Source organism: Saccharothrix coeruleofusca (genome assembly GCF_017876325.1).
GTDB lineage: Bacteria > Actinomycetota > Actinomycetes > Mycobacteriales > Pseudonocardiaceae > Actinosynnema > Actinosynnema coeruleofuscum.
On the sequence record NZ_JAGINV010000001.1, the window covers coordinates 1,133,396 to 1,156,212 of the forward strand.

General features: G+C 72.7%; 22 protein-coding genes. 10 read left to right on the forward strand and 12 right to left on the reverse strand.

Features of this window, described 5'->3' with window-relative positions; genetic code table 11:
• Positions 1-20 precede the first annotated feature (20 nt).
• Complete coding sequence (locus JOF41_RS05405; RefSeq protein WP_372448520.1) at positions 21-521, forward strand: aromatic-ring hydroxylase C-terminal domain-containing protein; 501 nt, start codon at positions 21-23, stop codon at positions 519-521.
• On the opposite strand, the gene JOF41_RS05410 is transcribed toward JOF41_RS05405, so the two are convergent.
• Both JOF41_RS05410 and JOF41_RS05415 read right to left on the reverse strand, forming a co-directional pair.
• A complete protein-coding gene (locus tag JOF41_RS05410) occupies positions 461-907 on the reverse strand; it encodes a VOC family protein (RefSeq protein WP_209616594.1) in 447 nt (148 codons plus the stop codon). The two genes, JOF41_RS05405 and JOF41_RS05410, sit on opposite strands and share 61 nt — an antisense overlap.
• 50 nt (positions 908-957) lie before the next feature.
• Positions 958-1,296, reverse strand: a complete 339-nt coding sequence (locus tag JOF41_RS05415; RefSeq protein WP_229796031.1) for a MarR family winged helix-turn-helix transcriptional regulator — start codon at positions 1,294-1,296, stop codon at positions 958-960.
• Between the two features lie 139 nt (positions 1,297-1,435).
• On the opposite strand from JOF41_RS05415, the gene JOF41_RS05420 reads away from it, so the two are divergent.
• On the forward strand, positions 1,436-1,987 hold the full coding sequence (locus JOF41_RS05420) for a hypothetical protein (protein WP_229795998.1): 552 nt from the start codon (positions 1,436-1,438) through the stop codon (positions 1,985-1,987).
• Positions 1,988-2,047: 60 nt separating this feature from the next.
• Here JOF41_RS05420 and JOF41_RS38140 read toward each other — a convergent pair whose 3' ends face one another.
• The 6 genes from JOF41_RS38140 to JOF41_RS05450 form a co-directional block, all read right to left on the reverse strand.
• On the reverse strand, positions 2,048-4,021 hold the full coding sequence (locus JOF41_RS38140) for an ABC transporter ATP-binding protein (RefSeq protein ID WP_209616597.1): 1,974 nt from the start codon (positions 4,019-4,021) through the stop codon (positions 2,048-2,050).
• A 54-nt stretch (positions 4,022-4,075) separates the two neighbouring features.
• A complete protein-coding gene (locus JOF41_RS05430) occupies positions 4,076-5,089 on the reverse strand; it encodes an MvdC/MvdD family ATP grasp protein (protein ID WP_209616600.1) in 1,014 nt (337 codons plus the stop codon).
• Between the two features lie 171 nt (positions 5,090-5,260).
• On the reverse strand, positions 5,261-5,527 hold the full coding sequence (locus tag JOF41_RS05435) for a hypothetical protein (protein WP_189225346.1): 267 nt from the start codon (positions 5,525-5,527) through the stop codon (positions 5,261-5,263).
• Positions 5,528-5,607: 80 nt separating this feature from the next.
• The gene (locus JOF41_RS05440) at positions 5,608-5,886 is read right to left on the reverse strand and encodes a MoaD/ThiS family protein (RefSeq protein ID WP_189225347.1); all 279 of its coding nucleotides are present in this window, start codon (positions 5,884-5,886) and stop codon (positions 5,608-5,610) included.
• Positions 5,887-5,939: 53 nt separating this feature from the next.
• Positions 5,940-7,103, reverse strand: a complete 1,164-nt coding sequence (locus JOF41_RS05445; protein ID WP_209616602.1) for a YcaO-like family protein — start codon at positions 7,101-7,103, stop codon at positions 5,940-5,942.
• Entirely contained in the window at positions 7,100-8,413 is a 1,314-nt protein-coding gene (locus tag JOF41_RS05450) for a TfuA-like protein (RefSeq protein WP_209616605.1), read from the reverse strand. The genes JOF41_RS05445 and JOF41_RS05450 overlap by 4 nt, the downstream gene beginning before the upstream one ends.
• A gap of 431 nt (positions 8,414-8,844) precedes the next feature.
• On the opposite strand from JOF41_RS05450, the gene JOF41_RS05455 reads away from it, so the two are divergent.
• Positions 8,845-9,084, forward strand: a complete 240-nt coding sequence (locus JOF41_RS05455; protein ID WP_209616608.1) for a hypothetical protein — start codon at positions 8,845-8,847, stop codon at positions 9,082-9,084.
• Between the two features lie 109 nt (positions 9,085-9,193).
• On the opposite strand, the gene JOF41_RS05460 is transcribed toward JOF41_RS05455, so the two are convergent.
• The 4 genes from JOF41_RS05460 to JOF41_RS05475 form a co-directional block, all read right to left on the reverse strand.
• The gene (locus JOF41_RS05460; protein WP_209616611.1) at positions 9,194-10,249 is read right to left on the reverse strand and encodes an NAD(P)-dependent alcohol dehydrogenase; all 1,056 of its coding nucleotides are present in this window, start codon (positions 10,247-10,249) and stop codon (positions 9,194-9,196) included.
• A gap of 73 nt (positions 10,250-10,322) precedes the next feature.
• Complete coding sequence (locus JOF41_RS05465; protein ID WP_209616615.1) at positions 10,323-11,072, reverse strand: inositol monophosphatase family protein; 750 nt, start codon at positions 11,070-11,072, stop codon at positions 10,323-10,325.
• 3 nt (positions 11,073-11,075) lie between these two features.
• Positions 11,076-11,705, reverse strand: coding sequence for an HAD-IA family hydrolase (locus JOF41_RS05470; RefSeq protein ID WP_189225353.1), 630 nt, complete (start codon positions 11,703-11,705; stop codon positions 11,076-11,078).
• A 2-nt stretch (positions 11,706-11,707) separates the two neighbouring features.
• Positions 11,708-12,904: an MFS transporter gene (locus JOF41_RS05475; RefSeq protein ID WP_189225354.1), complete on the reverse strand. Its 1,197-nt coding sequence runs from the start codon at positions 12,902-12,904 to the stop codon at positions 11,708-11,710.
• A gap of 321 nt (positions 12,905-13,225) precedes the next feature.
• Here JOF41_RS05475 and JOF41_RS05480 point away from each other — a divergent pair, with 321 nt between their 5' ends.
• The 7 genes from JOF41_RS05480 to JOF41_RS05510 all read left to right on the forward strand — a co-directional run bounded on the left by JOF41_RS05480 (position 13,226) and on the right by JOF41_RS05510 (position 22,806).
• On the forward strand, positions 13,226-16,084 hold the full coding sequence (locus JOF41_RS05480) for a helix-turn-helix transcriptional regulator (RefSeq protein WP_189225355.1): 2,859 nt from the start codon (positions 13,226-13,228) through the stop codon (positions 16,082-16,084).
• Positions 16,085-16,360: 276 nt separating this feature from the next.
• Positions 16,361-17,629 (forward strand): aspartate kinase, encoded by a 1,269-nt coding sequence (locus JOF41_RS05485; protein WP_209616621.1) that lies wholly within the window; start codon positions 16,361-16,363, stop codon positions 17,627-17,629.
• A gap of 18 nt (positions 17,630-17,647) precedes the next feature.
• Entirely contained in the window at positions 17,648-18,436 is a 789-nt protein-coding gene (locus JOF41_RS05490; protein WP_189225358.1) for a 2-amino-3,7-dideoxy-D-threo-hept-6-ulosonate synthase, read from the forward strand.
• Between the two features lie 86 nt (positions 18,437-18,522).
• Complete coding sequence (locus JOF41_RS05495) at positions 18,523-19,422, forward strand: family 3 encapsulin nanocompartment shell protein (RefSeq protein WP_209616624.1); 900 nt, start codon at positions 18,523-18,525, stop codon at positions 19,420-19,422.
• Positions 19,422-20,345, forward strand: coding sequence for a sulfotransferase (locus tag JOF41_RS05500; protein ID WP_189225360.1), 924 nt, complete (start codon positions 19,422-19,424; stop codon positions 20,343-20,345). The genes JOF41_RS05495 and JOF41_RS05500 overlap by 1 nt, the downstream gene beginning before the upstream one ends.
• The gene (locus tag JOF41_RS05505) at positions 20,345-21,103 is read left to right on the forward strand and encodes an SDR family oxidoreductase (protein WP_189225361.1); all 759 of its coding nucleotides are present in this window, start codon (positions 20,345-20,347) and stop codon (positions 21,101-21,103) included. Before JOF41_RS05500 ends, JOF41_RS05505 begins: the two co-directional genes overlap by 1 nt.
• Before the next feature lie 35 nt (positions 21,104-21,138).
• Positions 21,139-22,806 carry an AMP-binding protein gene (locus JOF41_RS05510; RefSeq protein WP_209616627.1) on the forward strand — a complete coding sequence of 556 codons (1,668 nt, stop codon included), beginning with the start codon at positions 21,139-21,141 and terminating at the stop codon, positions 22,804-22,806.
• The last annotated feature ends 11 nt before the right edge of the window (positions 22,807-22,817 follow it).

The following is a 22,817-nucleotide window of genomic DNA, read 5'->3' on the forward strand; positions in this document are numbered from 1 at the left end:
TCGACTGGACGCGCGTCCAAGTGGCGGTCATCCAGCCGGGTCCTTACGCCCAAGCGCTCCAGGGCGTGCTCCGCGACCTGCTCGCGACCCGCGACGGGGCGACCTACGTCTACGGCAGGCTGTCCGGGCTGTCGATCCGCTACGACCTCGGCAGCGACCAGCCCGTCGTCGGCCGCGACGCCCCGGAGTTCCGCTCGGCGGACGGCACCCGCCTGGCCGACCTGCTCCGGGGCGGACGGGGTGTCGCCCTGGACTTCACCGCCGACCAGCGCTTGCGAGGGTCGGTGACGGGGTGGGCGGACCGGGTGCGGTACGCGGCCGGGCAGGCCGGGGACGACCTCGGTTTCGCCGCCGTGCTCGTCCGTCCCGACGGCGTCGTCGCCCGGGCGGGCGAGCACGGGTTCGACCGCGCCGCGTTCGTCCAGGCCGCGGCCGACTGGTTCGGCGACTCGGCTCCCGCTCAGGGGGCAACCATCTCGACCAGCTCGACGATCGGGCCGTTGGCGAGTCCTTCCAGGTAGACGAAGCGACCCTGGCCAGGGATGACGGCGTCGAACAGCACGTCGACCGGCTCGCCCGCGTCGCGCAGGCCGCCCAGGTAGGCGTCGATGCGGGCGACGAAGTAGGCCAGGTGGTGAACGCCTTCCCCGCGTCCTTCGAGGAACTCGGTGTACGGCGACGACGACGAGAGCGGCTCGATCAGCTCGATCTGCGAGGCGCCGGAGTCGATGAAGCGGTATCGCGCCGAGACGTCGGTCGGCACGCCGCGGAACAGCGCTTCCGACAGGTTCAGGTCGAACGGCTCGCCCGCGGTGACACCCCATCGGCGTGCGAAATCGGCTGCGGCCGCCGCGCTGTCGGGCACGACGATGCCGATGTGGTGCAGGGCGGGGAGGGTGATGGGCATGAAGATCACGTTACTCGCGTCGTCGGTCGAGCGTTCTCCATCGCGCCCGGTCAGTCCCCGGCGAGGCGGCGCAGGATGCGGCCGAGCGCCGCCGCCTCGTCGGGGTCGAGCCGGTCCACGAGGTGCTTGCGCGCGGACTTCTCGAGGCCGGGCACCGATGCTTGGAGCACCGCCTGCGCCGGGGGGAGCAACGTGACCTCCACGCCGCCCGCGACCTTCTGCCGAGCGACGTACCCGCGTGCTTCCATCCTGGTCAGCAGGTGCGACAGGCGTGTGCGGTCCCAGCCCAGTCGTGCGGCGATCGCGTTCTGGCGCAGGGTGCCGCCTGCTTCGTCGACCTTCACGATGACGGTCAGCTCGGGCTCGGAGACTCCCGTCTGCGCTGTCATGTCGCTGATGACCCCGGCTCGGATACCCTCGCTGACACGTTTCCACAGCAGCCAAAGGGCAGTTGCCTCCCCCGGCTTCCATGTTGACATGTCAACACCCTCCCTCTACGTTGACGCGTGACTCAGCCGCTGGACGACCGTGGAAGGCATCGCCGTGCTCAGCTCCGACCGTGAATACCTCGGCTTCCGGACCATCGCAATTCTGCCCCTGCTGCTGTTCCTGCCGCCGCTGGTGTCCTTCTTCGTCGACCCCGGCGCCCGCTGGGCGGAGTACCCCGGCGTCCTGTTCCACCTCGCGATCCTGTTCCTGATCTCCCGCATGGACGCTCCGATGTGGGCCAAGGCGGCGGGATTCGGCTGGATCACCCTCGACGTGCTGGCCGGTGCGCTCCTGATCAACGAGGTGCCCGCCGAACTGCCCGACCAGATCCGCCTTGGCGGCCACATCCTGGCAGGCCTCTGGATCGCGACGGCGTCCCTGGTGCACCGGGTGGCGGTCGTGCGGATCGTGGGCGCGATCACCGGGACGTGGCTGGGCGGCTACACCTTCGTGGCGCACTCCCTGCCGGAACCGTACCTGCGCCCGGCGGCCATCCTGCTCATCGTGTGGCTGATCCTGCTGGCCACCACCCACCGCCCCGCCACCGCGGTTCCGGAGCGGGCAGGCGCGGCCACCGCGCCGAGCGCCTGACGCTGACGCGCGTCCAACTCCTGTGGCTTCGAACCACGCCGGACCACTGGAGCGACGAGTTCAGGAAAGGTCCGCCTCCACCGGCAACCGGTCCTCGCGGCGCGCACGACCGGCTCTCGGGCCGAACTGGGCGGCCTGGATCTCGTAAAGGCCGCGGAAATGCCCCTCGGGCAGCTCCAACAGCTGGTCCGGCGTGCCCGATTCGACGAGCCTGCCCCGGTGGAGCACGTGCACCAGGTCCGCGTGGCGCACGGACGCCATCCGGTGGGTGATGAGGATGACGGTCTGCCCGCCCTCGGCCAGTCCGCGGATCTGGTCGAACACCCGCTGCTCCTCGCGGGCGTCGAGCGCGGCGGTGGGTTCGTCGACGACGAGGACGGGGGCGTGGCGGTAGTGGGCCCTGGCGACGCCCAGGCGCTGCCACTGGCCGCCGCTGAGCTGGTGGCCGCCCTTGTACCCCCTGGCCAGCAAGGTGTCCCAGCCACGGGGCAGGCCCTCGATCACCGGGGTGGCCCCCGCCTGGTCGGCGGCGGCGCTGAGCCTGCCGTCGTCGTCGGGAGCGCGGGGGGCGCCGATGGCGACGTTGACCCTGGCGGTGAAGGGCCAGCGCTTGAAGTCCTGGGCCACCATGGCGATCCGGTCGAACACCTGCTGCCGGTCGGCCTGACGGGTGGGGACGTCGTCCCACACGACGCTGCCGCTGTCCGGGAGGTAGAGGCCGGCGAGCAACTTCACCAAGGTGGACTTGCCCGAGCCGTTCTCCCCGACCAGAGCGGTGATCCGCCCCCTCGGGATGGTGAGCGAGACGTCGTCGAGCGCGGGCTGCGCCGCCGGACCGGTGCCGGGATAGCGGAAGGTGACCTGGTCGAACGTGATGCGGCGGGGGTGTTCCGGCACGTCCAGACCACCGGCCGGGATGGCCCACTCGGCGGCTCGGGCGCGCAACCGCTGGAGATCGGCGATGAACAGGCTCTCGTCGTACAGCTGGTTGACCGCCTGCACCATGCCGCCGAGGCCGCTCGTGCCGGTGCGTATGGCGAGCACAGCGGTCCCCGCGACGGACGTGGCGATGGCGCCGTTCCAGGCCAGGGCGCCCAGGGCGAGGTAGGTGGCGGCGGTGGCGAGCCCGGTCCAGGAAGCGACCCACAGGCCGGTGCGGGCGTCCAGCCCGGCCAGTCGGGTCTGCTCGGCCTCGGAGGCGGCGGACATGTTGCGGAAGTGCTCGAGCAGGAACGGGCCCACCCGGTGGACCCGGATCTCCGGCGCGGCCTCGAAGGCGGTGAGCTCCGTGCTGAGGACCCGGCCCGCGCGCGTGTGCTGCACCCAGGTCTGGAAGCTCTCGTAGCGGCGGCGGGCCATCACGAGCGTTCCCCACGTGTGCGGGACGATCACCAGGGCCAGCAGCGGCAGCAACACCGGGTGCAGCACGGTGAGCACGCTCCCGGCGGCGGCCGTGGAGAGCAGCGCGGTGATCACGCGCGTGCAGTGGTCGACCATTCGGCGGGCGGCGGTCGCACCGTACTGGGCGGTGTCGAGCAGCCTGCGGAACTGGTCGTCCTCGAGCGCGGCCAGCTCCACGCGCGAGGCGCACGCCAGGTACTGCTCGGTGGCGGCTCGTTCGACCTTGGGCTGCAGCCGCCCCGAACCGTAGGTGGAGGCGGCGGTGAGCGCGGCACCGAGCACCGCGGTGACCGCGGCCACCACCAGCGACGGCGCGGCCTGGCTCAGCCAGTCGGTCGCGTCGCCGCCTGCCAGCACAGCGGCCAGCACGGCGTTGACGGCGACCAGACCGACCGCCTGCGCGACGCCGCGCCCGATCTGGGCGCAGGCGACCAACCACACCGCCGCGGCGTCGACCTCCCCCGCGAGGCGGACGGTGGTGCGGACGAGCGGGGGCAGGGCCCGCACCACGGACCACAGGCCGAGCCGGGTCGAAGCGCCGTCATGGGTGTCGGAGCCGTCCAGGTAGAGCAGGCGACCACCGAAGAGGAGCTGTTCCGAGGAGGAGGTACCTGACGCTGGGCGGGTCGTCACCGGGACCTCACGACATCGGGCGGGGTGGCCCGGCGGGGAACGGCGGTGCCCCCGTCACGAGTTCCGCACCATGATGTCGACGAAGGCCTGCATGAGGCGCAGCTGTGGCACCCATTCCTGGACGAACAGCCACTGGCCGTTCGGGTTCACCTCCAGGAAGACGTGCTCGTCGTCGGGCGTCACGATGAAGTCGAAAGCCCCGAAGCGCAGGTCGAACTCGTCGAGCAGCTTCAGGCAGGCTTTCGCCACCGAGTCGGGCAGCTCCCCGGCGGTCGCCCTGGGCAGCGAGTCCTGGCGACGCCAGTCGTGCCGGGTGAGCTCGTTCTCCTGGGACTCGATCCGGCAGGTGAAGATCTGGTCCTCGAAGACGGTGACCCGCAACTCGTGCTTCTTCTCCACGAGCTCCTGGAACATGCAGGCGCTCTGCCGCACGCTGTCGACGTGCTCCATGTCCTCGTCGGTGAACGGTCGGACGAGCGGCATGCCGGGTACGAAGGTCTCGGGGATGTACTCGTCCTCCACCTCCCCGGGCAGCAGGAACGGTCCCGTCATGGACTTGAAGACCATCTTGCCGGAGCACTCGTCGTAGAACCTGCGCACGTCCTCGGGATCGTTGGTGATGATGGTCTTGGGCGAGGTGAGGCCGTGGGCCGCGCCCTTGGTCATCTGGACCATCTTGTTGCCCGCCTTGCGGATGTTGTGCGGGTCGCTCATCCAGTAGACCTCGGGATCGCTGAGGAGCAGCTCCCACAGCCCCCTCGTGGCGTACTCGCTCTCCCGCCTGGCGTAGGGGAACTCCACCCTGGAGAGCGACTTCGACGGACGGGACACGTAGGGCTTCCGCCACCAGACGGCCTTGATGTCGTCGAGGTCGATCAACCCGTCTTCGGTGTGCAGCTTGTTCGACCACTTCCCCTGTCGGAACACCGAGTCGATCCGTGCGCGCAGCGGGATGTCCTCGGGGTAGAAGAAAGCCGACTCCCGGCCGTTCCTGCGCAGGATCTCGGCCGCGGCGTAGGCCGTGGTGTCCCACCTGGACGTGACAATCAGAATCGTCGCCTTGCCCATGACGTCACCCTCGTCCCTTCGATTGGAAGACTTCGCTGTCGAGTGGGCGAACCGGGGTGGGCCGCCGGGTTCCGCGGAGACCCGCCCCGGTTCGGTGGGCCTCCGGAGTTGCGCACGCTGGGATCAGCGTGTGCCGGAGGTCGCCTCAGGAGTGTTCAGCGGACGGGTGGATCACTCGTCGTCCCACCGCGATTCGGTGTCGCTGTCCGCGTCGGGAATGGTGTTGGTGTTCGAGGGACCCGTGTCGGTGCTGGTGTTGGTCTGGGTGGACATGCCGACGGTCACGAAGGGTTCGCTCGGCTCGGGGTCCACGAGGTAGTCGACGAGCCGGTCGAGCTGCTGCCGCGCGCCCTCGTCCGCCAGGACGTCCATGGTGCCGTTGAGCGGCTCCACCTTGCTCAGCAGGTGGCCCGCCATGACCTGCGGTGCGGTTTCCATTCAAACCTCTTCTCGTGCGTCCGGTTCTTGGGTCGAGTCCTTCCCGGGTGTCCTCGATAGGCGTTTCCCTTCGTCGGGCTTCAGCCGCCTGCGACGGCGGCCAGGATCATCACGGTGCTGCCGGGGGCGACCGCGGAGTCCGCAGGCCCCAGGTCGCGCACGTCCTCGTCGCCGACGTAGACGCGGACGAAGGGCAGGGGGCGAAAACTGCCGTCGACGACGCGCCCGGCGAGGAGCGGAAACGCTTCGTGCATGTTCTCCAGCACCTGGCGCACCGTCGCCCCGCGCACGGAAAAGCGCCGGACGCCTCCGGTGAACTGCGCCAAGGACGAGGGGAGAGCGATGTGCACCTCACTCATGGGATCACCTCGGACGGGTATGGGGCGGATGTGACCGGAAACCTCCGCGCGGCTCAAGCGGGAGTCTTGGCGGGCATGGCTCTGGGAATGCTGTTCCCGCCTCCGCGGGGGTAGTCCAGACCGGGGCAGACCACCCTGACCACCGAGAAGACATCGGATCGGGTGGACATGTCGACCACGACGGGTGGCATCCCGGTGAGCCTCTCGACCCGGCCTGCGACCTCCCGCAGCTCCGCGTCGAGGTCGTCGTGGGTGGCGCCGTACCCCTCGGTCACGTCGGCGAGGGACCGCCCAGCGCCCGCGGACAGCCGGGGATCGAACACGTGAGGCGGTTGGTAGTCGGACGGCAGGTTGTCGCGAGTGGTGCAGATCCGCGTGAGGCGTGTCTGGACCGCCTCGGTTATCGCGCGGCTCATGGCGACGGTGACGTCCATGTGGGCGCCGGAACCCGCCGCGACGAGCGGGTAGAGAGGTGACCAGATGAACGCCACGAACACGGGGATCGACAGCTCGTTGGGGATCATGGCCACCTCGCACTGCGTGCCCGCGCCGGCCAGCCGGTCGAGCAGCGACACGAGGTGCTCGTCGTCGACCGTGGACAGGTCGACCTGCGCGCGGGAGTCCACGTGGGAGGAGCTGAGACTGGCCAGCGCGTGGCGTTCGACCACCTCGTAGATGCCGTGGAGGCACGCCTCCGGGAAGGAGTTGCCCGATGCGAGACCATTGGACGTGTCCCTGAACAGGTGGGGCTCCCAGAGGCTGCTGCCGACGAACGACAGGCGCAGCAGTTGAACCGGGAGCGGCACCGGGTCACCGCCGACCACCGTGCGGCCGCGCGTCCAGCTGAGCCGCACGCGTTCGAGCGGCTGCTTCAGCGGTGGGACGTTCAGCGCCCGGATCGGGTAGGGCAGTTCGAGGTCGTGCGCGGTCGCTTCGAACTGGGGGCGGTCGAAGTTCTCCGCGTGCCACATCTCGATGGACTCCATCGCCGCGGATATCCGGGCCAGCAGCGGGGTGGCCCCCTTGCCCTGGGAGGTGCCGTAGGTCTCCGACAGGGGACGAACCGCGATCATCACGGGGATGCCGATGTGGTCCAGGTGGGTCACGTCCGCGACGCGGGTGATGCCGAAGTCCCCCAGGAGCGGCTCGATGCGCGACCACGTCACTTCGGGCGGTACGGCGCGGTGCGTTCCCCTGAGCACGATCTTCCTCGTCATGCCGATTCCGCCCGCACGTGCTTCCGCTCCTTTATGGTTCCGACGATGAACGGCTGGAGGATGCCGACCGCTGTCCTGGCGTTGGGAATGCCGCGGCTGCGGTACTCGCGCGACAGCTGCTTGAGCGGGACCCCCCATATGTCGCACAGCAGGATCTTGCTGGCCTCCGCGGAGAGCACGGTCGAGATCTCCTGGCCCAGGGGACCACTGTTCCGGCTGCTGAATTCCCGCATCTGCCGGAGGTACCGGGCGACGGTCTCGACATCCGACGGCTCCTCCGCGCCGAGCAGGAGTTCCACCTCGAACGGATCGCTCAGGTCGGGCATCGGGCAGATGAAGTCGTGCAGCCAGCCCTGCTGCTCGCGGGCCGCCGAGAGCGGAAACCCGGCCGCGCCGATCCGCTCGGACAGCGATTCCGCCAACCCGCGCGCGGGCCGCTCGGCGCAGTCCCGGTGGTCGCGCTTGTGGACTTCCTCCAGGTAGCGTTCCCAGACGCGCGGGTAGTGGGGGTCGAAGATCTGCTGGTAGGCGATACGCCGAGCCAGTGGCGGATCCCCGGCCATGCCGATGAAGTGGTTCGCCCACGCGCGCAGGAACGTGGTCTTCCAGTCGGCGCCCTCCGCTCCCACCACCCGTCCGACGGCACCGGCGGCCACGATGTGGTGCGCCACGTCCACGGCGGCGAGGCAGTCCCTGCGCTTCTGGTCGAAGACGTGCGGGTCGTCGGCCACCTGCCGCTCGTACCACTGCGCCACCTCGGGCAGGCCGGTCCGGCGCAGGACGTGGAGGACACGGGCCTGCGTCCGCGTGGGGTAGTACTCGCGGCGGAGCGCGGAGATGACGATGTCGACGTCCTCCGCTCGCAGCACTCCCGCAGCGCACGCGGCCCGCGCCGCCGTGTAGAGGTTCACCAGGGGGACGCTCAAGCTGGAGTACGGCGCTTCGTCCTCGTGCGCCACCGCCACCGCGTCGTCGCCGTCGAACACGCCGGCGCGGTAGAGCTCGTAGACGGTTCCGACGCCGCGCATCCCGAAAGCGCTCAATTCCAAGGCTCGGAGGGCTCCTATGCTCGCCGCGCCGATCACGGTGACACCCCGGTCCAGGGCGTACAGGTATTCCTTGTGGCGCAGTCCCAGCCTGTGGTGGTAATGACCGTCGACGACGACTGCCGCGTCCCCGGAGCCGATGTCGGCGGAGAAGAAGTCCCCGTGGGACGCGGGCGGGTGAACCACTGCTCCGGGGAACCGCTGGTGCAGCTCATCTGCCGAGCACGTCGGGCCGACGTAAACGTGGACCGTTCCCTTTGTCATCGGTCATCCCTCTTCCAGGATTCCGCCGCATCCTGGGCAGGCACAACTCAGGAATGGTCGCCTTCGGTGCGCGAGTGCCTGCCCAAAAGCGACTCTAGGGGAGCTGGAAAGGGGCTCCCTGATCAGGATTGCGCGATCCGTGACAGATGTTGCGAGCAACTCCGCGCTCGGGTCGGCGGGGCGTGATCGCGGAACACGGACTGCCCGCGGGGACGGCAGGCGGCTGATTCCCGGTCGGTACCCGCGCTGCGGAGGAGATCCACGTGCTGGAGTGCGAACGTCATCGAGTCGACCCGTGTCACAGCGGGAAATCCTCCGCGTGGCCTCCTCCGTCCTCTGCCGAGCGACGTACCCGCGCGCTTCCATCCTGGGCCTGCTTCGTCGACCCCGGCGCCCGCTGGGCGGAGTACCCCGGCGTCCTGTTCCACCTCGTGATCCTGTTCCTGATCTCCCGCATGGACGCTCCGATGTGGGCCAAGGCGGCGGGATTCGGCTGGATCACCCTCGACGTGCTGGCCGGTGCGCTCCTGATCAACGAGGTGCCCGCCGAACTGCCCGACCAGATCCGCCTTGGCGGCCACATCCCGGCAGGCACCGGGACGTGGCTGGGCGGCTACACCGCCACCCCGATCCCGGAGCGGGCAGGCGCGGCCACCGCGCCGAGCGCCTGACGCTGACGCTGTTCGGGTGGTGGAGCCCCGGCGGGCACCTCGACGAGGGGACTCGTCCGGGCCGTCCTCTCCGGCGAGGGCGGTGATCCGCCCCTTGGGCGAGGGGTGGTCAGCGCGGCGTGATGGTGGAGGCGTCGATGACGAAGCGGTAGCGCACGTCGCCTGCCAGCACGCGCTCGAACGCCTCGTTGATCCGCTCGGCGGGCACGACCTCGACGTCGGCGCCGATGCCGTGCCGGGCGCAGAAGTCGAGCATCCGCGCGGTCTCGGCCATGCCGCCGATCTGGGAGCCCGCCAACGTCCTGCGGCCGGGCAGGAGGGAGAACACGCCCACCGACAGCGGCTTCTCGGGGATGCCGAGGTAGACCATGGTGCCGTCGGTGTCCAGCAGGGACAGGTGGGCGTCCACGTCCAGCGGGGCGGAGACCGTGCACAGGACGAGGTCGAACGCGCGGGCCAGGGCCTCGAAGGTGCCGGGGTCATCGGTGGTGCGGTAGTGGTCGGCGCCCGCGCGCAGGGCGTCGTCCCGCTTGTCCGGCGATCGCGACAGGACGGTGACCTCGGCCCCCATGGCGTGGGCGATCTTGACGGCGAGGTGGCCGAGGCCGCCCATGCCGAGCACGGCGACCCTCGTGCCCGGTCCCGCGTTCCAGCGCCTCAGCGGCGAGTAGGTGGTGATGCCCGCGCACAGCAGCGGGGCGGCCTGTTCCAGGGGGAGGCCCTCGGGGATGCGGTGGGCGAAGTGCTCGCCGACGACGATGTGGGTGGAGTAGCCGCCCTGGGTGGGCTCGTCGCCCCGGTAGTGGTCCAGGTCGGAGTAGGTCTCCACGGAACCGCCCGCGCAGTACTGTTCGAGCCCCCTCTCGCAGTTGCGGCACTGGCGGCAGGAGTTGACGATCACGCCGACACCGACGCGGTCGCCGACGGCGTGGCGGGTCACCTCGGCGCCGACCTCGGTGACGATTCCGGCGATCTCGTGCCCCGGCACCATCGGGAACAGGCCCTTGCCCCAGTCGCCGCGCGCCTGGTGGATGTCGGAGTGGCAGATGCCGGTGTAGCGGATCTCGACGGTGATGTCGCGAGGGCCCGGTTGGCGCCTCTCGATCGTGGTGCGCGTCAGCAGTGAGCCAGCCGCGCTGGCGGCATAAGCGGCAACGGTGGCCATCCGGTCCTCCTCTGCTTATCGGCCTCGCGTCCCTGTCCTTTGAGGACTCCGAATCGTGTGCAGGCGGTGGTGGTCACTTGGTGGCGCGGGTGGCCGACAGGGCGTCGAGCAGCGCCCGCGCGAGTTCGGGGCGGCAGATCAGCAGGTCCGGGATGCTCGCGCCCCGGTTGCCGTAGACCAGCGGCGAACCGTCCACTCGGGACGCGTGCGCCCCTGCGGCCCTGGCCACCGCGACCGGTGCGGCGCTGTCCCACTCGTACTGGCCGCCGTCGTGCACGTAAGCGTCCACCGCACCCGTGCACACCGCGATCGCCTTGACCCCCGCCGAACCCATCGGCACCAGTTCCACGTCCAGCACCTCGGCCAGCGCGTCGACCAGGGGCGGGCGGTGGCTGCGGCTGACCGCCACGCGCGGGCGGGTGCGGCGCCGGGGCTCGGGCAGCGGCGCCGGATCGGCGGTGTCGTGCGTGCGGCCCGAGGCCGGGGCGACGGCACCCGCCACGAGTTCCCCGCCGTCGGCCAGGGCGACGTGCACGGCCCAGTCGTGGCGTTCCCGGTCGCGGTACTCGCGGGTGCCGTCGAGCGGGTCCACGATCCACAGCCGCCCCGAGCGCGCCCCGTCCGGCACACCGTCGCCCTCCTCGGACAGCACGGCGTCTTCGGGCCGGTGCTCGCCCAGGGCGCTGACCAGGAGGGCGTGGGCCCGGCGGTCGCCCTCCCGGCCCAGTTCCGCGCCCTCCAGGTCGGTCCTCTCCCGGCGCAGCCGCAGCAGCAGGTCGCGGGCGCTGTCGGCGAGGCGCCGGGCCAGCACGTGGTCGTCCACCGGTCAGCCCTCACCGGGGACGGTCAGCGCGACCCGGTCGCCCACGACCTCGAAGCGCACGTGCGACAGGTCCGGCACGACCACGTCCGCCGCCAGGTCGTTCCCCAGGCCGAGGGTGGTGCAGCCCGCCGCGCGCCCCGAGGTCAGACCGGCGGCCGTGTCCTCGACGACCAGGCAGCGCCGCGGATCCACGCCCAGCATCCGCGCGCCCAGCAGGTACGGCGCGGGCTCGGGCTTGCCCCGGTCCACGTCGTCGGCGGTGACCAGCACGTCGGTCGTCGGCAGGCGGGCCGCGGCGGTGCGGGCGGTGGTGACGTCGCGCGTGCAGGAGGTCACGATCGCCTTGCGGTCACCCACCGCCTCGGTGGCCTCCCTGGCGCCCGGCAGCACGACCACGCCCTCCAGGTCGTGCGTCGCGATGTGCGAGTAGTGCGCCAGCGCCTCCTCGTGCCGCTCCGGTGGCAGCAGGGACGCCACGATCTCCTTGGCGGGCTTGCCCTTCGTCCCGGCGAGCCGGGCGGGGTCCACGCCCTCCTCCTCGGCCCAGCGCCGCCAGGCGCGGCGCACGGCCTCCGTCGAATCGATGAGGGTGCCGTCCAGGTCGAACAGCACCGCGTCGAACTCCAGTCGCATGATCATCCCCTCGCGGCAGCGGTTGCGGTTTCCCGTTGCGGCTGCGCGGCCTCGGCGCGGGCCACCTGGCGCACCAGCAGCACCACGAAGCCCAGCGCCACCAAGCCGAGCGCGCCGCCCAGCACGGCCACACCGGACAGGCCGCCCTGGTCCAGCGCGATGCCGCCGAACCCGGCGCCCGCCACGATGCCGATGTTGAACGCCGACACGGCGAAGGACACGGCCAGCTCACCGCCCTTGCCCGCGGCCTGGAACAGCGCGGCCTGCACCGCGGGCACGAACGACCACGCGGCCAGCTGCCACACCGTCACCAGGACGATGACCTGCACCGCGCCGGTCGACAGCGGAAGCACCGCGAGCAGCGCCGCCGCGGTGACGCCCGCGGTGGTCAGCAGCGTCAGCCGCGAGTTGGCGTCCGCGCCCTTGCCGCCGACGACGTTGGCGACCACCGCGCAGAAACCGGCGATGAACAGCACGATGATCACCATGGTGCCGCTCAGGCCCGCGCGCTGCTCCAGCAGCGGAACCAGGTAGGTGTAGACGGTGAACGACGCGCCCCAGAACACGGTGATGGCGGTGAGGCCGATGACCACCGGCATGGCGCGCACGGCGCGCAGCCGCTCGCCCAGCGACGGCGCGGACTCGTCCGCCCCGGTGGGCGGCAGCGCCGCGGCGATGAAGACCATCGCCAGCAGTGCCATGCCGCCGATCACCAGCATCGGGGCGCGCCAACCCATGTTGTGGCCCAGCAGCGTGCTCAGCGGCACGCCCAAGGCGGTGGCGGTGCTGACCCCCGCCTGCACGACGGCGATCCTCGACGCGCGCCGGTGCTCGTCGCTGAGCCGTGCGGCGGCGCCGATGGCGGTGGCCAGGTAGAGACCCATCATGCCGCCGGAGAGGATGCGCGACCCCAGCAGGACGGGGTAGTTCGGCGCGAGGCCCGCGGTGAGGTGCCCGAGCGCGAACACGGTCAGGCAGCCGAACAGCACCTTGCGGCGGTCCACGCGGTGCAGCACGGCGGACAGCACCGGCGCGCTCACGGCGAAGGCCACCGCGTTCAGCGTCACCAACTGCCCCGCCACCGCCTCCGACACGTCGAGGTCCCGCGCGATCTGGGGCAGCAGTCCGACGACGGCGAACTCGGTGCACGCGACCGCGAACGCCCCGGCGAACAAAGCCCACATCCAGAACTTCTTCACTGCGCCCTCCAGGATGAACGGGATTGGGGATCGTCATCAGGGTTGACGTGTCGCGCGGCGGTCATGTGCTCGACCCGATCGGGACCGCGCGGTCACGCGGTTCGCGAATGCTCGTTTTGTCTGCAAAGAAGTCCCCGGCCCGCCGGTCCCGCACACCGGGATCGGTGCGGGATTCACTGGATCGGCGCAATGCGGAACGGGGTCCCGAAGCGTCGCCCGATGGAGCTGAGGGGGTTGACCGCGCATGCGGTAAAGCAGGTGCGTAGCGGGTGGACGCCGGACACGTGTGCCCACTGCTATGACGCCTGGGGAGGAATTGACGTGCTGGACGACGGTGTCGGCAGACCACATTCCGCGTCCCCTGGTCGATCGGCGGAGCACGCGCGGCAGGCAGGCCGTGAAGCGGTCGACTCGGCGTTCGGCGCGCTGGCCGAGAACCGCGGGCGCGTCCTGATCGCCGAGCACCCCGGCGTGCTCGGGCGCAACGCCGTCGTCGAGCGGGTTCGCGCCGAGGCCGCGCGGCGGGGCGTGCGGGTCGCCTACGGCCGCGCCACCCGCCTGGACCGCGTGGCGCCGCTGTCGACCCTGGTCGCCACGCTGACCGCGGGCGGGGCGGTCGGGCAGACCAGCCTCGGCGAGCTGGACGGCAACCAGCTCACCACGCTGGCGCGGCTGCGCTCCGCGCTGCTGGGGGCGGCCGCCGGGCAGGGGCTGCTGGTGTGCCTGGACGACTTCCACCACGCCGACGAGCTCACCGCGCTGACCCTGCGCGTCCTGGTGCCCGCGCTGGCCGACGCGCCCGTGCTGTGGCTGCTCGCCCTGCACCCGCCGCTGGCCGGGGCCGCGGTCCGCGGCGTGATCGACGTGCTGCTGGAGACGGGCGCGCACCGGGTGCCGCCCGAGCGGCTGACCGAGGCCGCGGTGCGGGGGCTGTGCGGGGAGGCGCTGGTCGCGGAAGCCGGGCCCGGTCTGGTGGCGCTGGCCTCCGGGGTCGACGGCGACCCGGAGCTGGTCGCCCACGTGGTGCGGGCGCTGCACGCCGCGGGCCACGTCGAGGTGCGCGACGGCGTGGCCGAGGTCGCCCCGGACGCCGGGCGCCGCCCGCTGCCCGACGCGGTCGTGCGCGCGGTCCGGGCGCGGCTGACCGACCTGCCCGAGCCGGTCACGGCGCTGCTGGAGGCGGGCGCGGTGCTGGGCAGGCCCTTCACCGTGCACGAGGCGGCGGGCTTGACCGGGAAGCCGGTCGCGCAACTCGCGCGGGCCGCGGGCGACGCGGTCGAGGCGGGTGTGCTGGCGCCGCGGCCGAACGGGCTCGGCTTCGGCCACGAGCTGATCCGCCGGGCCGTCTACGCGGGGCTGGCGGAACCGGTGCGCGCGGCGCTGCACCGGGAGGCGGCCGACGTGGTCGCCGCGGAGGGCCGGGCCCCGGACGAGGTCGTGGAGCACCTGGAACGCGCCGGGCACACGGGGTCCGCCACCGTGGTGGAGGTGCTGCACCGGGCGGTGCGCGAGCGCGCGGCGCGGGAACCGGGGGTGGCGGCCGACCTGGCGCTGAGGCTGCTGGACCTGCTCGGCGACGCCCACCCCCTCACCGACGAGCTGACCGTGGTGGCGGTGCACCTGCTGACCGCCACCGACCGGGGCGAGCGGGCGTGGGAGCTGGCGGTGCGGGCGCTGCACCGCGACCTGGACGCCGAGAGCGAGACGCGGCTGGTGTGCGCCCTGGCCGAGCTGGCCGACCCCGCGCACGGCCGGGGCGACGACCACGCCGTGGTGGAGTACGCGGATCGCGCGCTGGCCCGTGCCGATCTCGCCGAGCACCACCGCGCCGAGCTGCGGGCCGTGCAGGCCTACCGGCTGGCCTCGACCGGGCGGAGCACCGCCGCCGACGTCGCCGCCGACGAGGCGCTGGCGGCGGCCGGGAGCGGGCGCGGCGAGGCCGTGCTGCTCGCCTCGGCGGCCAAGGGCCTGGCCGCGCTGCGCCGGGGCGAGTTCTCCTCGGCACTGGAGCGCACCCGCGCGGCCGTGCGCGAGGCCGACCGGCTGGGACCGTTCGTCCGGCGGCGCCACGCGCGGCTGTGGTTGTGCCCACCGCTGATCGCGCTGGACCGCTTCGACGAGGTCGACTCGACGCTCCTGCTGGTGGAGGGGGAGTCCAGGCAGCTGCGGACGTCCTGGGCCACCCCGCAGTGGCACTACTACCGCGCCCGCGTGCGCGCGGCCCGCGGCGCGCTGGCCGAAGCCGAGGCGGAGGTGGAGTCCGGGGTGCGCGCCGCCCGCGAGGGGACGGCGCACGGTCTGCTGGGCGAGCTGCTCGGGCTGCGGGCGGAGATCCGCACCACCCGCGGCGACCTCGCCGCCGCCGAGACCGACCTGCACGAGGTCGAGCTGCTGCCCGGCCGCGGTGCCGACACAGCGCGCTTGGCCTGGTGGCGCGCGCTCTGGTTGTGCGCCGCGGACCGGGAGGACGAGGCGGCGGAGGTGGTCGCGGGCCTGCTCGCCACGACCGACCTGGTCGCGTTCACCGCCACGCTCGCCGCACCGGCCGCGCCGGTCCTGGCCAGGCTCGCCCGCCTGCGCGGTGACCAGCGGGGCGCCGCCCGGCTCGCCCGAGTCGTGCGGGAGTTGGCCGACCGCAACCCCGGCGTGCCGTGGACCGCCGCCACCGCCGCCCACCTGCGAGGCCTGGACGAGCGCGACCCGGCCGCGATCGTGTCGGCCGCCGAGCTGTACCGGATGAGCGGGCGGCGGCCCGCCCGCGCGGCGGCCCTCGTCGACGCGGGGGAGCTGGCCCGCGAACTCGGCGACCAGGACCGGGCCGAGGAGCTGCTGGCCGAGGCGGAGCGGGTGTGGCTGTCCTGCGGCGCGGAGCCCGCCGCCCGACGGGTGGCCCGCCGCCTGGCCGGAGTGCGGTCGCACGGCCCGCCCGCCGACGGCGTGGTCCCGCCCCCGTCGCCCGAGCAGTGGGCCAGCCTCACTGAAACCGAGGTGCGGGTGGCCCGTCTGGTCGCCCGCGGCCTGACCAACAAGGCCATCGCCACCAGGCTCACCCTGTCTCCCAACACCATCGGCACGCACGTGCGCAACGCGTTCACCAAGCTCCGCGTCACCAACCGCGTCGAGCTGGCGCTGCAGGTCATCGCCCACGATCGCGCGCGGAGCGCCCACGACCGGCGCTGAGCGCCCTCCAGGACCACCTTCCCGTGACGCCCGCAGGTGCTCCGCCTGCGGGCGTCGGCATTCCGCCGGTCCGCCTCGCCCATTCACGTGAGCCCGCACAGCCCGTCGGGCGGCATTCCACGCGATGCCGCTCCGCGAGGTTCATGAATTTGCGCGAGCGAGAACGCGCGACGGGCCGGGAACCCGGTCGACGACGGAAATGAGCCCACGGACGCATCCGGGCCCGGACCGCGCCGCGGACGTCGAAATCCCTCGGAATTCCCCGAACGGAGTGGCATGGAAATCCGCATCCAGAAGTACGGCGGCAGTTCCCTGGCGCACGACGTCCAGGTCGCCGAAGTCGCCCGCCGCGTCGCGCGCCTCCGCCGCACCGGGGCCGCGGTGATCGTCGTGGTCTCCGCGCGCGGCAGCACCACCGACGAGCTGGTGCGCGCGGCCACCGCGGTCAGCCCGGCTCCGGACCCGCGCGAGACCGACAAGCTCCTCGCCACCGGCGAGCTGGCCTCCGCGGCGCTGCTGGCCATCGCGCTGCGGGAGCTGGGCGTGCCAGCCGTGTCGCTGTCCGGGCCGGAAGCCGGGCTGCGGGCGGTGGGCAGGCCGGGGGCGGGCGTGATCGCCTCTGTCGACGTCGAACCCGTCCGCTCCTGGCTGGCCAGGGGCCACGTCGCGGTCGTCGCGGGCTTCCAGGCCCTGGACCGCGACGGCGAGGTCGTCACGCTGGGCCGCGGCGGGTCGGACACCTCGGCGGTGGCGCTGGCCGTCGCCCACGGGGCTCGCGTGTGCGAGATCTGCACCGATGTCGACGGCGTGCGGCGGGCGGACCCGCGGGTGGTGGCGAACGCGGGGCTGCTGCGCGAGGTCCCCGCCGCCGTGATGACCGAGATGGCGTTCTCCGGCGCGCGCGTGCTGCACCCGCGCTCGGTGGAGCTGGCCGCGGCCCACGGCGTCGACATCGTCGTCCGCGACGCGTCCGGGCCGGGCGCGGGAAGCACCATCTTCGGGAGGGAACGACCCATGCTCGACTCCGACGTCCTGGAAGGACGCGCCGGTGTGATCGCGGTGACGCACGACGACCGGGTGACCCAGGTCGTCGTCGAGGCGCGGTGCGCGATGGGCGCGGGCGCCGCGCGGGTGCTGGACGCGGTCGCGCGGCGGGAGATCTCCGTCGACGCGGTGACCTGGTCGGCGGACAGCGGATCGCCGCTGCGGATGGCCTTCTGCGTGGCCGACGACGCGGTCGACGACGCGCGGGCCGCGGTGCTGGAGGAACTGGCCGCGCACGACTGCGCGGTGACCGAGCGCCGCGACATCGGCCGGGTCTCCGCCGTGGGCACCGGGCTGCTGAGCAGGCCCGGTCTCACCGCGCTCGCGCTGAGCGCGCTGTCCGAGGCGGGCATCGCGGCCGACTGCGTGCTGTGCAGCCAGACCAGGAGCAGCTTCCTGGTGCCGCGCGACCGCGTCCACGACGCGGTGCGGGTGCTGCACGAGCGCTTCTGCCTCGACCGCTCGGACACCGACGCGGCCGCGTCCGCGGTCCCGGCATGACAAGAGGGGAGTCCAACCGTGAGCCAGCCCCAGTCCTTCGGCGCGCGCCTGCGCCTGGACCGGATCAACCGCAGCGGGGACGGGAAGCTGATGATCGTCCCGCTGGACCACTCCGTGGCCGATGGACCGGTCACGCCCGACGACTCGCTGGACGAGCTGGTCGGTGAGCTGGCGGGTGCCCGCGTGGACGCGGTGGTGCTGCACAAGGGCACCGTCCGGCACATCGACCCGAAGCGGTTCGTCACCACGTCGCTGATCGTGCACCTGAGCGCCAGCACCTCCCACGCACCCGACCCGGACGCCAAGTACCTGGTCACCAGCGTCGAGGCCGCGCTGCGGCTGGGTGCGGACGCGGTGAGCGTGCACGTGAACATGGGATCGCGGCAGGAGGCGGCGCAGATCGCCGATCTGGCGCGCACCGCGGAGGAGACCGACCGCTGGGGCGTGCCGCTGCTGGCCATGATGTACGTGCGGGGCCCGCGGATCAGCGATTCCACCGACCCCGAGCTGGTGACGCACTCGGCCACCCTGGCCGCCGACCTGGGCGCCGACATCGTCAAGGTCAGCTACCCCGGCTCGGCGAACGCGATGGCGGAGGTCGTGCGGGCCTGCCCCATCCCCGTCGTGGTCGCGGGCGGACCACCGGTGGCGGACAAGAAGGTCCTGCTCAACCGGGTCGCCTCGGCGGTGCGCGCGGGCGCGGCGGGCGTGGCGATGGGCCGCAACATCTTCCAGCACCCCAAACCCGGCAGGTTGGCCCGAGAGGTCGGCGACGTCGTGCACGGCCGCATGGCGCTCGCCGCCTGACCGGGCGCCCGACCCCCTGACCACTCCCGCGACACCCCTGGAGAACCACACCGCCCGCCCGGCGGGGGCAGGCGAGGAAGGCAGTGATGACAACCCAGACCAGCTCCCCGATCACGCAGACCCGGCAGTTGTTGGCCGACCCGGCGATGACCGAGAGCACCCCCGGCTCCGAGTTCGCGCAGGCCGCCGCGCTCGGCGGGAGCGACGACGTCACCGTGACGTTCCGGGCCTACCTGCCGACGGCGTTCCCCCTGTTCGCGGAACGACCCCGGTACACCGTGCGCCAGCTGATGAAGATGGCCACCGTCCGCGACGGCGACGCCTCCTACATACACGAGCCGCGCCCGCGCGCCAACCGGCGCGAGTTGTCCGGCACCACCTTCGACACCACGCCGGAGGCCCAGTTCCAGCTCGAACTGGCCGAGGCGAGGCTGACCGACATCGGCGTGTCGCTGCCGGTGCCGCCCGGCCTGCTCGACCAGCCGCGACTGCTGGCGTCGTTCATCGACTACCGGCTGCTGGTGCGGTTCGGCACCACCGAGAACCAGGTCCTGCTGCGCGGCAGCGAGGACGGCACCGTGCCCGGCCTGCTGGAGCTGCCGGACCTGCGGCGGATCACCACCGAACGCGACCCGTCCGAGCTGCTCACCAGCGCGGCCGCGCTGGTGGAGGAGACCGGCGGCTCGTGCGACGGCATCGTGGCCCACACCGCGGTGTACTGGCGGGCGGTGGAGACCGGGCTGCTGGGCAGGCTCGCCGAAGCGGGCGTGCGGATCGCCCGGACCCGGATGATCCCGAAGAACCAGGTGCTGCTGGGGGACTTCCGCGCGGCGACCACGTTCCTCGACCCCGGCGTGGCCGCGCTGAAGCTGCGCCGCGGGGCCGCGCCCGACGGGAGCGACCTGCTGGAGGCCAGCAGTCGCATGGGCCTGGCCGTGCACCTGCCGCAGCACTTCGTCCTGCTGGAGCAGGAGGGGGCGGGCTGATGCGCGTGCTCTACATCACCGGCATGATGCGCTGCGGCAGCACCATGATCGGCAACGTGCTCGGTGAGGCCGCGCGCACGCTGCACGTGGGCGAGCTGCACTTCCTGTGGCGCAACGGCGTGCTGCGCAGCGGGACCAACTCCAGCTGCGGCTGCGGCGAGACCGTCACCCGGTGTCCACTGTGGTCGGCCGTGCTGACCACCGGTGTCGCCGCGGACCCGCACGCCGCCGCGGCCGTGGAGGCCGTGCAGTCGGCCCGGCTGCGCGCGCGGCACACGCCCGCCCGGCTGGCCGAATCCCTGGGCCTGCGCCGCACCCCGCCGGACGTCGAGTGGTTGACCGGCGTGACCGCGGACCTGTACCGGGCGGTGGCCGCCGCCTCGGGGGCCGACGTGCTGGTGGACGGCTCGAAGTTCCCCGCCGAGGCGGCGGCTCTGCTCGGTCGCGACGGCACCGACCTCGACGTGCGGGTGCTGCACGTGGTGCGCGACGCCCGCGCCACGACGTTCTCCTACCGCAAGGACAAGAGCTACGTCACGCGCATGAGCGCCCACCGCAGCACCGGGTACTGGGCCGCGGTCAACGCCGCCTCCGACCTGCTCGCCCTGGCCGGGCGCGACCGCTACCTGCGGGTGCGGCACGAGGACTTCTCCGCCCGCCCCCGCGAGGTCGTGCAGCGGATCATGGCGTTCGCGGGCATCCAGGGGGCCAACCCGGTCGCCGAGGACGGCACCGTCGAACTGGGCGTCAACCACACCGTCACCGGCAACCCCGACCGGTTCCACCGCGGCCGGGTGCCCATCCGCTCCGACGGCCGGTGGCGGACCGAGCTGGACTGGAAGCCCAAGGCGCTGACCACGGCCGCGGCGGGGCCCCAACTGCTGCGCTACGGCTACCGCGTCCGCGCCGGGAGGGGGAGCTGATGGACCTGGGACTGGACGGCAGGGTGGCCATGGTCGCCTGCGCCAGCAGCGGGCTCGGCCTGGGTGTGGCCAAGGCGCTGGCCGCCGAGGGCGCCGACGTCTCGATCTGCGCCCGCGACGCGGAGCGGCTCGCCCAGGCGTGCGGCAAGCTGGAGGCCATCGGCGGCGGCCGGGTGCGCGGCCAGGTCGCCGACGTGGCCGACACCGCCGCGGTGCGGCGCTGGGTGGCCGACACGGCGGCCGAGTTCGGCGGCGTCGACATCGTGGTCGGCCACACCGGAGGTGTCGTGCAGGGCCCGGTCGAGGACTTCGGGCCCGACGACTACCGCCAGGCGGTGGACACCGCGCTGATCCCGCACGTCGCCCTGGTCACCGCCGCGACGCCGCACCTCAAGCGCGGCGGGTGGGGCCGGGTGCTGCTGATCACCTCCGAGTCGGTGCGCCAACCGATGCCGCACAACGTGCTCTCCGGTGTCGCCCGCATGGGCGTGCTGGGGTACGCGCGCAACCTCGTGCACTCCTTCGGTGACAGCGGCGTGACCGTGAACGTGCTGGCACCCGGCTACCACGACACCCCCGCGCTGCGCGGACCGTCCGGTGAGGACACCGCCGCGGCCGCCGCCGAGGTGCCCGTCCGCAAGGTCGGCGACCCGGACGACTTCGGCGCGCTGGTCGCGTTCCTGGCCGCGAAGCAGGCCGGGTTCGTCACCGGGGCGCTGCTGCTGGTCGACGGCGGCAACACCCGAGCCGCGGTCTGACCACGAGTACCGAGACGACCCACGGGAGAACCACCATGCTGGAACAACCACCGGTGCACGACCACGCCGGGAAGTACCTGGCGCAGGGGTGGTGGCGAGCCGACGAGACGCTGGTCGACGACCTGCGCCGGGCCGCTCGCGAACACCCGGACCGCACAGCGGTCGTGGTGTGGCACACCGACGGCAGGCCGAAGGAATCCCTCACCTACGCCGAGCTGGAGCGGCGGGTCGAGCGCATCGCCGCAGGCCTCGCGGGCCTGGGCGTCGCGCGCGGCGACGTCGTGACCCTCCAGCTGCCCAACTCCTGGCAGCTGCTGGCCACCTCGCTGGCCTGCTTCCGGATCGGGGCGGTCGCCGGACCCGTGCTGCCCATCATGCGCAAGCGCGAGCTGTCGTTCATGACCGGGCTGACCGGCAGCTCCGTCTACATCGGACCGGCGCGGCACCGCGGCTTCTCGCACGCGCAGCTCAGCGCGGAGGTGGCGGACGAGGTCCCCACCATCCGGCACCGCGTCCTGGTCGGCTTGGCCGAGGAGTCCGAGGACGCCCCCGGCCTGGCGGGCGCGCTGGACTTCGACACCGCGCTGCTGGGCGAGCCCGGCGCCGAGGGCGCCGTGTTCGGCGACACCGGGGGGCGCGAGGCGCGCCCGGACGACCTGGCCTACGTGATGTTCACCTCGGGCACCACCGGCGAGCCCAAAGGCGTGATGCACAGCCACAACACGCTGCACGCCACCAACCGGATGCAGATCGACGCGCTGCACCTGACCGGTGACGAGGTCACCGCGATGGGCTCGCCCACCACGCACAACGCGGGGTGGACGTGGAACTTCACCATGCCGCTGCTGCTGGGCGCGACCTGCGTGCACATCGACAACTGGGACGCCGACCTGATGCTGCGCGTGCTGGAGGAGGAGAAGGTCACCTTCTTCATGGGCGCCCCGCCGTTCCTTGTCGACCTCATCGACCGGCAGCGCGCGCAGCGCCGCGACCTGTCCCACCTGGCGGTCTTCGCCACCGGCAGCGCGCCGATCCCGCCGGTGCTCGTCGAGCAGGCCCGCGACGTGCTGGGCTGCAGGCTGTACGCGCTGTGGGGCATGACCGAGAACGGCGCGCCCACCATCACCCGGCCCGAGGACCCGGAGATGCGGGCCGCGGAGAGCGACGGCTCGCCCGTGCCCGGCATGGAGGTCCGCATCGTCGGGCAGGACGGCGGGCCGGTGCCGCCGGGCGGGACCGGCAGGCTCCAGGTGCGCGGCGCGACCCAGTGCCTCGGCTACTTCCGGCGGCCCGAGGTCTACGCCGACAACGTCACCGACGACGGCTGGTTCGACACCGGCGACCTGGCCCGCGACGACGGCCACGGCGGCATCCGCATCGCGGGCCGCGAGAAGGACGTCATCTCGCGCGGCGGCGAGAAGGTTCCCGTCGTCGAGGTCGAGGCGGCGTTGCTGCGCCACCCGAGGATCAAGGACGTCGCGGTCGTCGGCTACCCCGACGACCGGCTGGGCGAGCGGGCGTGCGCGGTGGTCGTGCCGCAGGGCGAGCCGCCGAGGCTGCCCGACCTGCGCGAGCACCTCGACGCGCTGGGCATGGCCAAGCAGTACTGGCCGGAGCGGGTCGAGCACGCCACCGAGCTGCCCAAGACGCCCAGCGGCAAGGTCCAGAAGTTCAAGCTGCGCGAGCAGCTGGTGCACGGCTGAGGAGGTGGGAC

Bases quoted from the DNA above. Each gene is read 5' to 3' on its own strand.
- JOF41_RS05410 (WP_209616594.1), bottom strand. From the start codon at position 907: ATGCCCATCACCCTCCCCGCCCTGCACCACATCGGCATCGTCGTGCCC.
- JOF41_RS05415 (WP_229796031.1), bottom strand. From the start codon at position 1,296: ATGACAGCGCAGACGGGAGTCTCCGAGCCCGAGCTGACCGTCATCGTG.
- JOF41_RS05430 (WP_209616600.1), bottom strand. From the start codon at position 5,089: ATGGGCAAGGCGACGATTCTGATTGTCACGTCCAGGTGGGACACCACG.
- JOF41_RS05435 (WP_189225346.1), bottom strand. From the start codon at position 5,527: ATGGAAACCGCACCGCAGGTCATGGCGGGCCACCTGCTGAGCAAGGTG.
- JOF41_RS05440 (WP_189225347.1), bottom strand. From the start codon at position 5,886: ATGAGTGAGGTGCACATCGCTCTCCCCTCGTCCTTGGCGCAGTTCACC.
- JOF41_RS05445 (WP_209616602.1), bottom strand. From the start codon at position 7,103: ATGACGAGGAAGATCGTGCTCAGGGGAACGCACCGCGCCGTACCGCCC.
- JOF41_RS05450 (WP_209616605.1), bottom strand. From the start codon at position 8,413: ATGACAAAGGGAACGGTCCACGTTTACGTCGGCCCGACGTGCTCGGCA.
- JOF41_RS05460 (WP_209616611.1), bottom strand. From the start codon at position 10,249: ATGGCCACCGTTGCCGCTTATGCCGCCAGCGCGGCTGGCTCACTGCTG.
- JOF41_RS05470 (WP_189225353.1), bottom strand. From the start codon at position 11,705: ATGCGACTGGAGTTCGACGCGGTGCTGTTCGACCTGGACGGCACCCTC.
- JOF41_RS05485 (WP_209616621.1), top strand. From the start codon at position 16,361: ATGGAAATCCGCATCCAGAAGTACGGCGGCAGTTCCCTGGCGCACGAC.
- JOF41_RS05495 (WP_209616624.1), top strand. From the start codon at position 18,523: ATGACAACCCAGACCAGCTCCCCGATCACGCAGACCCGGCAGTTGTTG.
- JOF41_RS05500 (WP_189225360.1), top strand. From the start codon at position 19,422: ATGCGCGTGCTCTACATCACCGGCATGATGCGCTGCGGCAGCACCATG.
- JOF41_RS05505 (WP_189225361.1), top strand. From the start codon at position 20,345: ATGGACCTGGGACTGGACGGCAGGGTGGCCATGGTCGCCTGCGCCAGC.
- JOF41_RS05510 (WP_209616627.1), top strand. From the start codon at position 21,139: ATGCTGGAACAACCACCGGTGCACGACCACGCCGGGAAGTACCTGGCG.